We start from the raw sequence: 13,275 nt of genomic DNA, 5'->3' as shown, positions 1-13,275 counted from the left end.
GTCTCCTTGTGGGCGGGCGTTTAGATGGCGGTCAAGCCGCTGCGCTGGCGGCCAGCTGGACGGGCTGGGAGTAGGCGGACACCAGGTTCAACAAATGCAGGCGTTGACCAGGTTCCAGGTAAGGGAGCAAGACATTCAACACATGGTGGGCACCACGCAATAGCGCCATCTGGGCGCTTTCGGCCTCCAGCGCATGGCGTGGGTCGCGCACGTATTCAAAACTCAGCCAGTAGGTCAGCACCACCACCATGCTGGTGGCGGTGGCCTCGGCTTCGCGGCTGTCGATCTGCAACGCGCCCGACTGGGCCATGCCGTCCAGCAGAGCACGGATGGCACGGGTCTTGTGCTTCAACACCGACTGGAAATGGGTTTCCAGGTGCCGGTTATTGCTCAGCAGGTCGTTCAGGTCTCGGTACAAAAACCGGTACTGCCAGATCAACTCGAACAGGCTGTGCATGAAAAACCAGGCATCTTCCACATCGCGCACGCCGTCACTGGCATTGAGCAGTTCGGTCAGACCGCGCTCGTAGCGGTCAAACAGCGCGTTGATAAGTTCTTCTTTGGCGGGGTAGTGGTAGTACAGGTTGCCGGGGCTGATGGACAGCTCGGCCGAGATCAGGGTGGTGGAGACATTGGGCTCGCCAAACCGGTTGAACAAATCCAACGTCACTTCCAGAATGCGTTCAGCCGTGCGGCGAGGCGCTTTTTTCGCCATGGATGTCTTCCCCTGTGGTGGAGCACCCACTCTACCTCACACAGCAGCAATGGCTTACTAGGGTTACGCCTCGGGCTTGGTCGCACGCTTAGGTTTGGCGGCAGTCTCTTGCTGGGCCAGCAGTGTCTCAAGTTGTTTACTCAGCTCGTCCACCCGCGCAGTCAACACCGCCACGTCTTTGGCCGACGGCACGCCAAGGCGCTGAAGGGCTTTGGCGACGCGGTCTTCAAAAATATTCTCCAGCTTGTCCCACTGGCCGGTGGCCCGCTCGGTCATGCCCTGGGCCATGCTGGTCATTTTGCTGGCCGCCTCGGCCAACTTGGCTTCGGCCATAGCCTGCGACTTGGTCTGCATGCCCATACCGTCCTTGACAAGGGCTTCAAAGACTTTACTGCCTTCTTCCTGCGCCTTGGCAAAAGCACCTAAACCCGCCAGCCAGATCTGCTGGGCAGAGTCTTTGACGCTGGGCTTGGGCGACGCGTTAGCGGCGGTGTCGTCGTTAGAAGGGCTGGGCTTTTTATCCATAGCAGTCTCTTTAAAAGAAATTTAAGACTTGAACTGTACCCAGTAGCACCTGATACGTGTAGATGTGGACTTCTAGATGGCCCGTGTTGCGGGCCAGTGTGGGCTAAACTTTAACGCTACATGCGCTGTCCACAGCGCCTTGCTTTACAAGGAATACTATGATTTTGGTGACTGGCGGTGCAGGTTTTATTGGTGCTAATTTTGTATTGGACTGGGTCGCGCAAACGGGTGAGGCGGTGGTCAACCTCGACAAACTCACTTACGCTGGCAACCTGGAAAACCTGGCCAGCCTGCAAGCCGACAGCCGCCACGTCTTCGCCCAAGGCGACATTGGTGATAACGCGCTGGTAGCATTCTTGCTGGCCCAGCATCAGCCGCGTGCCGTGGTCAACTTTGCAGCCGAGTCACATGTAGACCGCTCCATCCACAGCCCCGAAGCCTTCATCCAGACCAATGTGATGGGCACCTTCCAGCTGCTGGAAGCGGTACGCGCCTACTGGGGTGGCTTGGCTACGGATGCCAAGGCCAACTTCCGTTTTCTGCACGTATCCACCGACGAGGTCTACGGCTCGCTGGCCGCCACCGACCCGGCTTTTACCGAAACCCACCAGTACGAGCCCAATAGCCCGTACTCGGCCAGCAAAGCCGCCAGCGACCATCTGGTGCGCGCCTACCACCACACCTATGGCCTGCCAGTGCTGACCACCAACTGCAGCAACAACTACGGCCCCTACCATTTCCCGGAAAAACTGATCCCGCTGATGGTGGTCAACGCGCTGGCCGGCAAGCCCCTGCCCATTTATGGCGACGGTCAGCAAATCCGCGACTGGCTGTACGTCAAGGACCATTGCAGCGCCATCCGCCGGGTTCTCGAAGCCGGGCGACTGGGCGAGACCTACAACGTGGGCGGCTGGAACGAAATGCCCAACCTGGACATCGTGCACACCGTCTGCGGCCTGCTCGACACGCTGCGCCCCCGCACCGATGGCCAGAGCTACGCCACGCAAATCACCTACGTGACAGACCGCCCCGGCCACGACCGCCGCTACGCCATCGATGCCAGCAAGATCGAGCGCGAACTCGGCTGGAAACCGGCCGAAACCTTCGCCTCTGGCATCCAGAAAACCATAGAGTGGTATTTGGCGAATCCCGAATGGGTGGCCCGGGTCCAGAGCGGAGCCTACCGCGACTGGGTAGACACCAATTACGCCGCCCGCGCCGCATGAAGTCCCCCAAAATTCTGCTCTTGGGCAAGAACGGCCAGGTCGGCTGGGAGCTACAACGCAGCCTGGCCGCACTGGGCAGCTTGACCGCACTCGACCGCCACAGCACCGACTACTGCGGTGATTTGTCTAATCTGGACGGCATCAAAGATACTGTGCGCCGCCTGCAACCCGACATCATCGTCAACGCCGCCGCCCACACCGCCGTGGACCGCGCCGAGAGCGAACCCGCACTGGCCCACATCCTCAATGCCCTGGCCCCCGGCGTGCTGGCCACTGAGGCCGCCCAGCTTGGCGCATGGCTAGTGCACTACTCCACCGACTACGTGTTCGACGGCAGCGGCAGCCAGCCCTGGCAGGAATCAGATGCCACCGCGCCTTTGAGCGCGTATGGCCGCAGCAAGCTCGAAGGCGAACAGCGCATCCAGGCCGCCAACGCCAGGCACCTCATCTTTCGCACCAGCTGGGTGTATGCCGCACGCGGCGGCAACTTTGCCAAAACCATGCTGCGGCTGGCCAAAGAGCGCGAGCAACTCACCGTGATCAACGACCAGACCGGGGCACCCACCGGGGCCGAGTTGCTGGCGGATGTGACCGCGCTGGCATTGCGATCCGCCGTCTCTAAGCCGTCCCTGGCAGGTATTTACCACTTGGCAGCAGCGGGTGCAACCACTTGGCACGGCTACGCCCAGTATGTGTTGACCCACGCGCAACAGGCCGGTACCGTGCTCAAAGCCGGGCCTGGGGCTGTCGTCGCCGTGCCCACCACGGCTTTCCCCACCCCCGCCCAGCGGCCGCTCAACAGCCGCCTGGATACCCGCAAACTGCAAGCCGCCTTTGGCTTGACCCTGCCCGACTGGCAAGTCGGCGTGGCCCGCATGCTCAACGAGACACTCACACCATGACCCCCCCTACCACCCAACGCAAAGGCATCATCCTCGCAGGCGGCTCCGGTACGCGTCTGCACCCTGCCACGCTGGCCATCAGCAAGCAGCTGCTGCCGGTTTACGACAAACCGATGATTTACTACCCGCTGAGCACGCTGATGCTGGCGGGCATCCGTGACATTCTGATCATCAGCACACCGCAAGACACGCCCCGCTTCACCCAGCTACTGGGCGACGGATCGCAGTGGGGCCTGAACCTGCAGTACGCCGTGCAAGCCAGCCCCGATGGCCTGGCGCAGGCATTTTTAATTGGCGAAGATTTCATCGGCAACCACCCCAGCGCGCTGGTGCTGGGCGACAACATCTTCTACGGCCACGACTTCACCCAGCTGCTGGACACGGCCGATGCCCAAACCTCGGGGGCCTCGGTGTTCGCCTACCACGTGCAAGACCCCGAGCGCTACGGTGTGGTGGCCTTTGATGCCCAGGGCAAAGCCAGCAGCATCGAAGAAAAGCCCCTGCAGCCGCAAAGCAACTATGCCGTCACCGGCCTGTATTTTTACGACAACCAAGTGGTAGACATTGCCAAGGCCGTGAAGCCAAGTCCGCGCGGCGAGCTGGAAATCACCGCCGTCAACCAGGCCTACCTGGACCAGTGCACGCTGAACGTGCAAATCATGCAGCGTGGCTACGCCTGGCTCGATACCGGCACTTTTGAGAGCCTGCTGGAAGCCGGGCAGTTCATCGCCACGCTGGAGCGCCGCCAGGGCCTGAAAATCGCCTGCCCGGAAGAAATTTCCTGGCGCAACGGCTTCATCACCAGCGAACAGGTAGAACGCCTGGCCCAACCGCTGGCCAAAAACGGCTACGGCCAGTACCTGCTGCGCATGCTTAAGGAAGAAATCCGCAAATGAAAGCCACCCCCACCCGTATTCCCGACGTGCTGATCCTGGAGCCCAAGGTATTTGGCGACGCGCGCGGCTTCTTTTTTGAAAGCTTTAACGGCCATGCCTTTGCCCAGGCCACGGGTCTGGACGTGGCCTTTGTGCAAGACAACCATTCCCGCTCGGCTCAGGGCGTGCTGCGCGGTCTGCACTACCAGATCCAAAACCCACAGGGCAAGCTGGTGCGCTGTGTGCGCGGTGCCGTGTTCGATGTGGCGGTAGACATCCGCCGCAGCTCCGCCACGTTTGGCCAATGGGTCGGTGCGGAGTTGAGCGAAGAAAACAACCGCCAGATGTGGGTGCCGCCCGGCTTTGCGCACGGTTTTGTGGTGCTCACGGCCACCGCCGACTTTCTGTACAAAACCACCGACTACTACGCCCCGGCGTTTGAGCGCTGCATCGCCTGGAATGATCCCGCCATCGGTATTGAATGGCCTGTAGGCATCACACCCCAGCTCTCCGCCAAAGATGCTGTAGGTCGGCTGCTGGCCGATGCCGAGGTGTTTGAAGGCTGAATTACGCACCGAAAGCAATGCTATTAAAATAGCAGCGTCTTGCGTAGGTGGAATATGCGCTAGCGGCCTTTTTTACTTAAAAAAAGCCGCTGCGGGCACCGGTAGTGTGGTCAGGTCACCTGGGTCAGCATTTTGTCCATACGGCGGGCGACCTCGGTTTCAATCTTGTCCTTGAAGGCGCTCCACAAGAAGCCCAGTTCGGCGTCCAGCACAAAGCGGTCGTCGGTGATCTGCACCGTGCCGGTCACGCCCGCACGGCGAAAGCTGATCTCGTCGCTGGCCGCGCCCTCGGTGTATTCGCAGGTCATGCCCAGCCGGGTTTCAGCCTGCTCCAGCCATTCGCTGGCCAGTTTGCGGGCGGCGGGAAGGCCCAGCGTGTGTTCGCGCTGCATGTGGATGTCGGTCACTCAAAATCTCCTAGGGGTAAACACAGTTAGAACCCGCATCATGCCAGCCTGGCACCGCTGGCAAGGGCACAATAGTGACACCCTATTTAACGGAAGTTCCATGTTGTACAAATTCAAGTCTAAAGCCGACGGCGACCTCATCATGCTCGAGGCCAATGGGCGCAAGGTATTGGAAGCCATTGGCAAGACCCCCGGTGCCCAAGGCATCATTCTGGTCGCCGAGATGGCTGCGGCGGTCACCGCCCTGCAAGCCGCCGTCGAGCGCGACGATGCCGCCCGCAAAGCCGCCACCGTGGAAGCCAAGGTCCATGAAATGGACACCGTCTCGCTGCACCAGCGCGCCAAGCCCTTCATCGACATGCTGCGCCGCTGCGAAAAAGAAAATGCCGATGTCACTTGGGGAACCTGAGCTCACCCCCAGGCTGCAGTGCTACGCATCTTTCGCCCACCCCCTTGCAGGGGGCAACACCAGCAGCCTGGCTAAGCCAGTTCTGCGGTGTTTCTGGCAGGTGTGCTGCCTGGCTTAGCCAGACACCACGTCATAGCCAGCACCCCGGCCAAAGCTTGGCGAGCGGCGATTTTCAAGCAGACAAAAGATGGGTCAGTCTGCGTACACGCCCGCCGCCTTGATGATCGGGCTCCATTTGGCGATTTCGGCGGCTACAAACTTCTTGTGCTCGGCGGGCTCCAGGCGTTTGTCGGCCACCACCACCGCACCCAGGGCCTGTTGTTTACGGATGAAGTCCGGGTCTTTCAGGGCCAGCTTCAACGCCGCATTCAGCTTGGCCAGTACGGCAGGCGGCGTGCCTTTGGGGGCGTACAAGCCATGCCAGATGCTGACCTCAAAACCCTTTAAACCCATCTCCTGTAGCGTCGGCAACTCCTTCAAAACGGGCGTGCCCAGGCGCTTGGCGCTGGTGACGGCAAAGGCTTTAACTTTTTTGGCCTCGATCTGGCTGGTGGTGTTGGTGGTCTGGTCGCACATCAGGTCGATCTGGCCGCCAATCAGGTCGGTCATGGCCGGTGCCGAGCCTTTGTAGGGTACGGTGGTCATGTCCATCTTTAACGCACTCTGGAACAGCAGCCCGCACAGGTGTGAGGCCGACCCCACGCCCGCATTGCCCAGGTTGATGCGCCCCTTGTTCTGCCCCATCCAGGCCAGCAGTTCCGGGTAGGTGGTCGCGGGCAGGCCGGGCTTGCTGACCACGGTCATCGGCACCTCGTCCACCATGCCCAGGTATTCAAAATCGCTCTCCACCTTGAACGGCAGGTTGCGCACCAGCGTGGGCATGGTGGCCATGCCGATGTGGTTCAGCAGCAGGGTATAGCCATCGGGCGTGGCCCGTGCCGCTTTGGCCGAGCCGATGGAGCTACCCGCGCCCGCCACGTTGTCCACCACGATGCTGACCCCGCCCAGCGGCTTGCGCAAGGCCTCGGCCAGGTCGCGCGCCACGCGGTCGGTCGGACCGCCGGCCGAGAATGGCACGATGATGCTGATGGGCTTGGCGGGGAACTCTGCCGCGTGGCCGATCAGCGCAGCAGCAGCCAACGCCACGGCCATGCATACCTTGTACACCATGGCTTCTGCTACAGGTTCTCAGGGCCCAGGTCGGGGTCGGCTGCATCGCTGGGCTTGATCAGCATCACCGGCACCTGGGCGGCGTGCAGCACCTCGTGCGATACCGAACCCAGCAGTGCGCTGCGCAGGCTGCCCTTGTCGCGCGCGCCCATCACCACCATGTCGCAACCAAAGCGCTCCACGATGTCGATCAGCGTGTTGGCCGGGTCGCCAACGGCCACCTCAGTGGCATAGGCGATACCAGCGTGCCGCAGCAAGGCCTCGCCCGCCTTCAATGCCTTGGCACCCGCCTGGGCGCTGGCCCGTGCGATCAGCGCCGGATCGGCGGCCATCACCATCTCGTACAGGTGGGCGGGCTCTTGCACATTGGCCAGCACCACCTCGGCCTGCAGGCCCTGGCGCACCAAATGGATCACCTGCCGCACGGCTTGCAGCGACACCTCAGAGCCATCCAAAGGCAACAAAATCTTCATCGCGTATTCTCCCGGGGTTTAACTTTCATGGGCTCGGGTGTAGAGCACTGCGAGCCATGAAAGTTCTTTCACATTAAACCCAGCCAGCATAGGCCCAAATTGGGTCTTCCAAGACTCTCCCATGTACCAACTTGTATTTATTCCCGGCCTGGCCACCGATGCCCATATGTGGCAAGACCAGCTGGCCGCCATGCCGCCCGCCTGGCGCGCCACGGTGGCCGACGTGCTGGCGCACCACACCCGCATTGAGGACATGGCCCAGGCAGTATTACGCAATCACCCTGGCGAACTGGTGCTGTGCGGTGCCTCCATGGGCGGCATCATCGCCATGGAAGCCGTGCGCCAAGCCCCTGAGCGCATCCGCGCCCTGGCCCTGCTGGGCACCAGCGCCCGGCCCGAGCTGGCGCATCACAGGGCGCAGCGCGAGACCGCCATCCAGATGGTGGAAGCAGGCCGCCTGGCCGAATGTGTGCGCGCCACCGCCGCCATGGCGTTCTCGCCCACGCACCCCAGTGACAAGAGCGACCTGCAGCGCTACAAAGACATGGTGCTGCGCACCCCGCCAGCCCTGTGGATACAGCAAAACCGCGCCCTGGCGGACCGGCCCGATGCACGCCTGCACCTGGCTACCGTGCACTGCCCGACCCTGGTGCTGTGCGGCGACAAAGACCTGCTGACGCCGCCCAAGCTCTCCGAAGAAATCGCCAGCTTGGTGCCCGGCGCAGAACTGCACCTGCTGCCCCGCTGCGGCCACATGCTGACCATGGAGCAGCCGGAAGAAGTCAACGCCGTGCTGCTGGACTGGCTGGGACGGTTGAAACTGTGATGCTATATTTTAAATAGCTTAAACTGCAGGCGGTATAAGCGCTAGCGACCTAAAAAGCATATTCCCCGTAAAGACACCCCTTCCAGAAACACCGTGGAACCGGCTTCGCCGGGCCACGGGTGTTGCCCCCTGCAAGAGGGTGGGCGAAAAGTGCACAGCTCTGTAGCCTGGGGGTGTGCTCAATCAAGCGCGTTCGCGCACTTTTTCGGCCAGTTTTTCCAGCACAAATGGCGACACAAACTTGTGCACCTCGCCGCCCAGCAGGGCAATCTCGCGCACAAAGGTGCTCGATACAAACTGGAAGCCGTCGCTGGGCGTGAGGAAGACGGTTTCCACGTCCGGCATCAGGGTGCGGTTCATGCCAGCCAGCTGAAATTCGTAGTCAAAGTCGGTCACCGCGCGCAGGCCGCGGACCATGGCTTTGGCCCCCTTGCCCACCACGAAATCGCGCAGCAGGCCGCTGAAGCTTTCTACCTGCACCTGCGGGTAGGATTTGACCGATTCGCGCACCATCTCCAGCCGCTGCTCCAGGCTGAACAGGGTCTTTTTATGGTGCCCGGCGGCCACGGCGACGATCACATGGTCGAACAACTGCGTGGCGCGGCGCACCACGTCCTCGTGGCCCAGGGTCATGGGGTCGAAGGTGCCGGGGTAGACCGCAATCACGGAGGGTGTCATGGCGCTTCGGCTGCCGTCAGCAGTTGCAGCAAATGGGCATGGACCGCGCCCGCCTTCAGGTAGCGATGCACCCGCAGGCCCAGCGGGGCCAGCAGCTCGTCGGTCCATTTGGCGGGGGCTTCCAGGTAGACGAAGCCATTGGCCTGCACGACTTTGGCGGCGGCGTTCAGGGCGGGTTCGTACAGGCCGGATTCAAACGGCGGATCCAGAAACACCAAATCCAGGCTGCCCGCCGCTAGTTGTCGCAGCGCTGCCACCCCGTCGCCACGCTGGACCTGGGTGGCGCTGGCCTGTAGCTTGGTTTGCGTAGTTTTGAGCTGGGCCACCAGAGCCGGGTCTTGCTCGAACAAATGCACGGTGGCCGCGCCGCGCGATGCGGCTTCAAAGCCCAGCACGCCGGTGCCCGCAAACACGTCCACGCAGCGCCAGCCCGTCAGGTCCTGGCCCAGCCAGTTGAACAGGGTTTCGCGCACACGGTCGGGCGTGGGGCGCAGGCCGGGCTTGCTGGCCACGGTGAGGCGGGTGCGCTTCCATTCGCCGCCGATGATGCGGATCTCGCCGGGCTTGCCGCCCACCGGATGCGGGTCGGACGGGCGGGGTTTGGTTCTTTTGGCGCTACTTTTGGCGGCTTTTTTGGGGGGGCGTTGCAACGTAGACATAGGATTCAGGGGGTTTCTCCGACCACCACAGTGGCCATTTTTTCGGGTTGCAGGATACGGGCAAAAGCCGTCTGGATGTCGGCTTGCGTGACGCGCTCTATCTGTGCGGTCCAGTGGTCCAGGTAGTCCAGCGGCAGATGGTTCCACGCGATGTTAGCCACGTTGTCGAGCAGTTTGCGGTTGCTGTCGATGCGCAGCGCAAATCCGCCCTGCAAATTGTCCTTGGCGGCCTGCAATTCTGCGGCGGTAGGGCCGTCGGCCACGAAGCGCTTCAACACGTCCTGGGCCACCTGGATCGCCTGTTTCGCCTGGTCGGGCCGGGTCTGCAGGCCGATGGTGAAGGCCCCGGCGTGCAGGGCGGGCGCGAAGCTGCTGTACACGCTGTAGCTCAAGCCGCGCTTTTCGCGCACCTCGGTGGTCAGGCGCGAGCCGAAACCGCCACCGCCCAGGATGTGGTTGCCCACCAGCAAGGCGAAGAAGGCCGGGTCGCTGCGCGGGTAACCGGGCTGGCCGATCAGCACCTGGGCCTGGGCGGCATCAAAGGGGATGTGCTGCTCGCTGCTGCTTGCCAGCGGCTGCACATCCGCCACCGCAGGCAAGGGCGTGCAGCCTGTACCGGACGGTGTCGCCGGCAGGCGCGCCAGCAGCCGGGTCACCAGCGCATCGGCCTGCGCCCGGTCTACCGCACCCACCAGGCTGACGGTGGCGCGGCAGGGCAGGATGCTGCGGGCGTAGAAGGCATGCATGTCGGACGCGCCAATGCGGGCCAGCGTGTCGGCGGTCAGCTCGTAACCGTAGGGGTGCGTGCCGTACACCGCGGCGGCAAACGCGCGCCCGGCCACGGTGGCGGGGCGGGTGGCCGATTCCTTGAGCTGGGCAGCCACGCGCTGGCGTTCGCGCTGCCACAGGCTGTCGCTGAAGGCGGGCTCGCCGATCTGGCGGGCGGCCAGAGCCACGGCCTTGTCTAGTAAATCAGGGTAGGTCAGGGTGCGCAGCGAAAAGCTGAAGCGGTCGGTGCTGGCGCTGCTGTCCAGCGACGCACCCAGGTCTGCCCAGGCTTCGCCCAGCGCGTTTTCGTCCAGCGCGGGCGCTGTGCCCACGGCCCGCACGCCTTCCGAGGCCATGCCTGCGGTCAGCCCAGCCAGCCCGGCTTGCGCGGCCGGGTCGCGGCGGCTGCCGGCATCGAAGTCGATTTGCACGTCCAGCATGGGGATGGCCGGGCTGTGCACTAGGTAGACCTGCGCGCCACTGGGCTGAACCCAATGCTGGATAGGAATACCCGCCAGCGCAGAATTCAAGTAAAAGAGGCCGCTAGCGCATATAAAACCTACACGAGTAGCTATTTTTTTGATAGTAAGCATCAGCGCAGCTCCCCCAGAGGGATAGAACGGGGTTTCTTGCGGTTGGGGTCCAGCGGCTGGGGCAGCAGCGTGGCCACCGTGAGCTGGTCGTCGCCAAAGTATCTGGCCGCCACAGCCTGCACCTGGGCGGCGCTGATGCCGCGCAGCCGGGCGATCAGGCGGTCGTTCGCGTCCAGCGGCAGGCCTTGCACCCAGTTGCTACCCAGTTCGCGGGCCTGGTTCATCACCGAGTCGAGCTTGTAGACAGCGCTGGACACCCACTGGGTTTTGACGCGGTTCAGCTCGGCCTCGGTCACGCCTTTTTGCACCACCAGGGTAATTTGGGCACGCAAGGCGGCTTCGACCTGCGCGGCGCTGTGGCCTGCGGCGGGCACGCCTTCGAGCATGAAGAGCTGCGGACCACGCCCGACTAGGCCGTTGTAAGCCCCGGCGCTGTCGGCCACCGGGCCACCGGCCTGGCCGTGGTCTTGCGTCAGGGCGCGCTCCAGCCGGGCACCGCTGTAGCCGTCCAGCACGGCGGCCAGCACGGTCAGGGCCAGCGCGTCGTCGCTGTCGGGCCCCATGTCCATAGTTAAACCGGGCACCTTGAAGGCCAGTGAGACCACCGCCTGCTCGGCCTGGGCTTTGAAATCCAGGCGCTTGGTGCCAGCCTGTGCGGGCTCCAGCCGGGGCTTGCGCAAGGGTACCGGGCGGGCCGGGATGCTGCCGTAGTACTTGGCCGCCCACTGGCAAACCTGGGCCGGGTCCACATCGCCTGCAACCACCACGGCGGCGTTGGCCGGGGTGTACCAGCGTTGGTAGAAGGCGCGGGCGTCGTCCGGGGTCATGGCCTCCAGGTCGCTCATCCAGCCCACCACCGGGCGGCGGTAGGGAGATGCGGTGAAGACGGTGGCCAGCATGGCCTCGCTCATCAAGGAGCGCGGTGAATCTTCGGTGCGCATGCGGCGCTCTTCCTTCACCACCTCCAGTTCGCGCTTGAATTCTTCATTCGACCACTGGTTGTGGGCAAAGCGGTCGGCTTCCAGCTGCATCACCGCTTCGAGCTTGCCTGCCGGAATTTGCTGGTAGTAGCCGGTGTTGTCTTTGGCGGTGAACGCATTTTCCCGCCCGCCCAGGGCCGCCACCCGGCGCGAGAACTCGCCCGGTGCCAGGCTGGGCGTGCCTTTGAATAGCATGTGTTCCAGAATGTGGGCCACGCCCGACGTGCCGTCCACCTCGTCCATGGAGCCCACGCGCACCCACAGCATTTGCACGGCGGTGGGGGCCCGGTGGTCGGGCTGGACGATGACCGCCATACCGTTGGGCAGATCGCACCGGGTGGGCTGGGAGGGCGTGGTCTGGGCACCCGCTACGGCGCTGAACAGAGCGAAAAACGGGAAAAGTAGACGTTTCATAGAATGGCTGATTCTAAGAACCCACCAAATGTTCAGCTTTTTCAAGAAAAAACCTTCCCCCCCCGAAATTGCGGCCCCTGCACCGGAGGTTGTTGCCCCTGCCACGGGCTGGCTGCGCAACCCGTTTGCCGCCAAACCTGCTTTGATAGAAGAGCCCGGGGCACCCGCTGCCCCTGAAGCGCCTCGGTCCGGCTGGATGGACAAGCTCAAAAACGGCCTGCGCAAAACCGGCTCCAGCATCGCCACCGTCTTCACCGGCACGCAGATCGACGACGCGCTGTACGAAGAGCTGGAGGACGCGCTGTTGATGGCCGACACCGGTGTGAAGGCAACACAGTTTCTGCTGGCCGACCTGAAGCAGCGCGTCAAAGCCGCCAAGGCCACCGAGCCGCAGGCCGTCAAGGCGCTGCTGGTCGAGTCCATCACCGCCCTGCTCACCCCGCTGGAAAAAGCCCTGGTGATCGGCCAGTACACGCCTACGGTGATCATGGTCACCGGCGTGAACGGCGCGGGTAAAACTACGTCCATTGGCAAACTTACGCGCCACTTGTCTGCATCAGGTGCTAGTGTTTTGCTAGCAGCGGCCGACACCTTCCGTGCCGCTGCCCGCGAGCAGCTGGGTGTGTGGGCCGACCGCAACACGGTGGAAATCGTCAGCCAGGAAGGCGGCGACCCGGCCTCGGTAGCGTTCGATTCGGTGAGCGCGGGCAAGGCGCGCGGCAAGGACGTGGTGCTGGTGGATACCGCCGGTCGCCTGCCGACCCAGCTGCATCTGATGGAAGAGCTGAAGAAGATCCGCCGTGTAGTTAACAAGGCCGATGCCAGCGCGCCCCATGAAGTACTGCTGGTGATCGACGGCAACACCGGCCAAAACGCGGTGAGCCAAGTGAAGATTTTTGACGATGCCATCCAACTCACCGGCCTGATCGTCACCAAGCTGGACGGCACGGCCAAGGGCGGCGTGCTGGCCGCGATTGCGCAGGAGCGGCCGATACCGGTGTACTTCATCGGCGTAGGCGAGCAGCTGGAAGACCTGGAGACCTTCAACGCACGGGAATTTGCCCAGGCCCTGCTGGCCTGAGCCCGCCC

16 protein-coding genes are annotated in these 13,275 nt (G+C 63.1%); 7 read left to right on the top strand and 9 right to left on the bottom strand.

From position 1 onward, the window contains the following. Nucleotides 1-31 precede the first annotated feature (31 nt). Together AC097L_RS15575 and AC097L_RS15570 are read right to left on the bottom strand one after the other, a co-directional pair. Nucleotides 32-715, bottom strand: a complete 684-nt coding sequence (locus AC097L_RS15575; RefSeq protein ID WP_479587450.1) for a TetR/AcrR family transcriptional regulator — start codon at nt 713-715, stop codon at nt 32-34. Between the two features lie 63 nt (nt 716-778). Then, nucleotides 779-1,240: a phasin family protein gene (locus AC097L_RS15570; RefSeq protein WP_479587449.1), complete on the bottom strand. Its 462-nt coding sequence runs from the start codon at nt 1,238-1,240 to the stop codon at nt 779-781. 158 nt (nt 1,241-1,398) lie between these two features. Between AC097L_RS15570 and rfbB the strand changes: the two genes are divergently transcribed. The 4 genes from rfbB to rfbC are packed head-to-tail and all read left to right on the top strand — an operon-like array spanning nt 1,399 to nt 4,809. After that, a complete protein-coding gene (rfbB, locus tag AC097L_RS15565; protein ID WP_479587448.1) occupies nt 1,399-2,466 on the top strand; it encodes a dTDP-glucose 4,6-dehydratase in 1,068 nt (355 codons plus the stop codon). After that, nucleotides 2,463-3,368 carry a dTDP-4-dehydrorhamnose reductase gene (gene rfbD, locus AC097L_RS15560; RefSeq protein WP_479587447.1) on the top strand — a complete coding sequence of 302 codons (906 nt, stop codon included), beginning with the start codon at nt 2,463-2,465 and terminating at the stop codon, nt 3,366-3,368. The genes rfbB and rfbD overlap by 4 nt, the downstream gene beginning before the upstream one ends. Beyond that, nucleotides 3,365-4,264, top strand: a complete 900-nt coding sequence (gene rfbA, locus AC097L_RS15555) for a glucose-1-phosphate thymidylyltransferase RfbA (protein WP_479587446.1) — start codon at nt 3,365-3,367, stop codon at nt 4,262-4,264. The genes rfbD and rfbA overlap by 4 nt, the downstream gene beginning before the upstream one ends. Continuing rightward, nucleotides 4,261-4,809, top strand: coding sequence for a dTDP-4-dehydrorhamnose 3,5-epimerase (rfbC, locus tag AC097L_RS15550; protein WP_479587445.1), 549 nt, complete (start codon nt 4,261-4,263; stop codon nt 4,807-4,809). Before rfbA ends, rfbC begins: the two co-directional genes overlap by 4 nt. A gap of 110 nt (nt 4,810-4,919) precedes the next feature. Here rfbC and AC097L_RS15545 read toward each other — a convergent pair whose 3' ends face one another. Next, nucleotides 4,920-5,216 (bottom strand): polyhydroxyalkanoic acid system family protein, encoded by a 297-nt coding sequence (locus AC097L_RS15545; protein ID WP_479587444.1) that lies wholly within the window; start codon nt 5,214-5,216, stop codon nt 4,920-4,922. A 100-nt stretch (nt 5,217-5,316) separates the two neighbouring features. On the opposite strand from AC097L_RS15545, the gene AC097L_RS15540 reads away from it, so the two are divergent. Beyond that, the gene (locus tag AC097L_RS15540) at nt 5,317-5,625 is read left to right on the top strand and encodes a DUF1840 domain-containing protein (RefSeq protein WP_479587443.1); all 309 of its coding nucleotides are present in this window, start codon (nt 5,317-5,319) and stop codon (nt 5,623-5,625) included. A gap of 192 nt (nt 5,626-5,817) precedes the next feature. Here the strand turns inward: AC097L_RS15540 and AC097L_RS15535 are convergent, their stop codons facing one another. Together AC097L_RS15535 and AC097L_RS15530 are read right to left on the bottom strand one after the other, a co-directional pair. Beyond that, nucleotides 5,818-6,795, bottom strand: a complete 978-nt coding sequence (locus AC097L_RS15535; protein WP_479587442.1) for a tripartite tricarboxylate transporter substrate-binding protein — start codon at nt 6,793-6,795, stop codon at nt 5,818-5,820. Nucleotides 6,796-6,803: 8 nt separating this feature from the next. Next, complete coding sequence (locus tag AC097L_RS15530) at nt 6,804-7,268, bottom strand: universal stress protein (RefSeq protein ID WP_479587441.1); 465 nt, start codon at nt 7,266-7,268, stop codon at nt 6,804-6,806. A 121-nt stretch (nt 7,269-7,389) separates the two neighbouring features. Between AC097L_RS15530 and AC097L_RS15525 the strand changes: the two genes are divergently transcribed. Further along, a complete protein-coding gene (locus tag AC097L_RS15525) occupies nt 7,390-8,094 on the top strand; it encodes an alpha/beta fold hydrolase (protein ID WP_479587440.1) in 705 nt (234 codons plus the stop codon). Nucleotides 8,095-8,277: 183 nt separating this feature from the next. Here the strand turns inward: AC097L_RS15525 and coaD are convergent, their stop codons facing one another. The 4 genes from coaD to AC097L_RS15505 are packed head-to-tail and all read right to left on the bottom strand — an operon-like array spanning nt 8,278 to nt 12,186. Then, nucleotides 8,278-8,772: a pantetheine-phosphate adenylyltransferase gene (gene coaD / locus AC097L_RS15520; protein WP_479587439.1), complete on the bottom strand. Its 495-nt coding sequence runs from the start codon at nt 8,770-8,772 to the stop codon at nt 8,278-8,280. Beyond that, nucleotides 8,769-9,431, bottom strand: a complete 663-nt coding sequence (gene rsmD / locus AC097L_RS15515; RefSeq protein ID WP_479587438.1) for a 16S rRNA (guanine(966)-N(2))-methyltransferase RsmD — start codon at nt 9,429-9,431, stop codon at nt 8,769-8,771. The genes coaD and rsmD overlap by 4 nt, the downstream gene beginning before the upstream one ends. 5 nt (nt 9,432-9,436) lie before the next feature. Then, the gene (locus AC097L_RS15510; RefSeq protein ID WP_479587437.1) at nt 9,437-10,792 is read right to left on the bottom strand and encodes a M16 family metallopeptidase; all 1,356 of its coding nucleotides are present in this window, start codon (nt 10,790-10,792) and stop codon (nt 9,437-9,439) included. Continuing rightward, nucleotides 10,792-12,186 (bottom strand): M16 family metallopeptidase, encoded by a 1,395-nt coding sequence (locus AC097L_RS15505; protein WP_479587436.1) that lies wholly within the window; start codon nt 12,184-12,186, stop codon nt 10,792-10,794. The genes AC097L_RS15510 and AC097L_RS15505 overlap by 1 nt, the downstream gene beginning before the upstream one ends. Before the next feature lie 28 nt (nt 12,187-12,214). Here AC097L_RS15505 and ftsY point away from each other — a divergent pair, with 28 nt between their 5' ends. Then, complete coding sequence (gene ftsY, locus AC097L_RS15500) at nt 12,215-13,267, top strand: signal recognition particle-docking protein FtsY (RefSeq protein WP_479587435.1); 1,053 nt, start codon at nt 12,215-12,217, stop codon at nt 13,265-13,267. Nucleotides 13,268-13,275: the final 8 nt, after the last annotated feature.

The sequence above is a fragment of the Rhodoferax sp. RT5P35 genome (assembly GCF_056521385.1).
This window is presented reverse-complemented; position numbering and strand designations above follow the sequence as displayed.

What these genes read in the sequence shown, in the direction of transcription:
- coaD (WP_479587439.1), bottom strand. Translation starts at nt 8,772, where the DNA reads ATGACACCCTCCGTGATTGCGGTCTACCCCGGCACCTTCGACCCCATG.
- rfbD (WP_479587447.1), top strand. Translation starts at nt 2,463, where the DNA reads ATGAAGTCCCCCAAAATTCTGCTCTTGGGCAAGAACGGCCAGGTCGGC.
- AC097L_RS15540 (WP_479587443.1), top strand. Translation starts at nt 5,317, where the DNA reads ATGTTGTACAAATTCAAGTCTAAAGCCGACGGCGACCTCATCATGCTC.
- rfbA (WP_479587446.1), top strand. Translation starts at nt 3,365, where the DNA reads ATGACCCCCCCTACCACCCAACGCAAAGGCATCATCCTCGCAGGCGGC.
- AC097L_RS15510 (WP_479587437.1), bottom strand. Translation starts at nt 10,792, where the DNA reads ATGCTTACTATCAAAAAAATAGCTACTCGTGTAGGTTTTATATGCGCT.
- AC097L_RS15530 (WP_479587441.1), bottom strand. Translation starts at nt 7,268, where the DNA reads ATGAAGATTTTGTTGCCTTTGGATGGCTCTGAGGTGTCGCTGCAAGCC.
- rsmD (WP_479587438.1), bottom strand. Translation starts at nt 9,431, where the DNA reads ATGTCTACGTTGCAACGCCCCCCCAAAAAAGCCGCCAAAAGTAGCGCC.
- rfbB (WP_479587448.1), top strand. Translation starts at nt 1,399, where the DNA reads ATGATTTTGGTGACTGGCGGTGCAGGTTTTATTGGTGCTAATTTTGTA.
- AC097L_RS15570 (WP_479587449.1), bottom strand. Translation starts at nt 1,240, where the DNA reads ATGGATAAAAAGCCCAGCCCTTCTAACGACGACACCGCCGCTAACGCG.
- AC097L_RS15575 (WP_479587450.1), bottom strand. Translation starts at nt 715, where the DNA reads ATGGCGAAAAAAGCGCCTCGCCGCACGGCTGAACGCATTCTGGAAGTG.
- ftsY (WP_479587435.1), top strand. Translation starts at nt 12,215, where the DNA reads ATGTTCAGCTTTTTCAAGAAAAAACCTTCCCCCCCCGAAATTGCGGCC.
- AC097L_RS15525 (WP_479587440.1), top strand. Translation starts at nt 7,390, where the DNA reads ATGTACCAACTTGTATTTATTCCCGGCCTGGCCACCGATGCCCATATG.
- AC097L_RS15535 (WP_479587442.1), bottom strand. Translation starts at nt 6,795, where the DNA reads ATGGTGTACAAGGTATGCATGGCCGTGGCGTTGGCTGCTGCTGCGCTG.
- rfbC (WP_479587445.1), top strand. Translation starts at nt 4,261, where the DNA reads ATGAAAGCCACCCCCACCCGTATTCCCGACGTGCTGATCCTGGAGCCC.
- AC097L_RS15505 (WP_479587436.1), bottom strand. Translation starts at nt 12,186, where the DNA reads ATGAAACGTCTACTTTTCCCGTTTTTCGCTCTGTTCAGCGCCGTAGCG.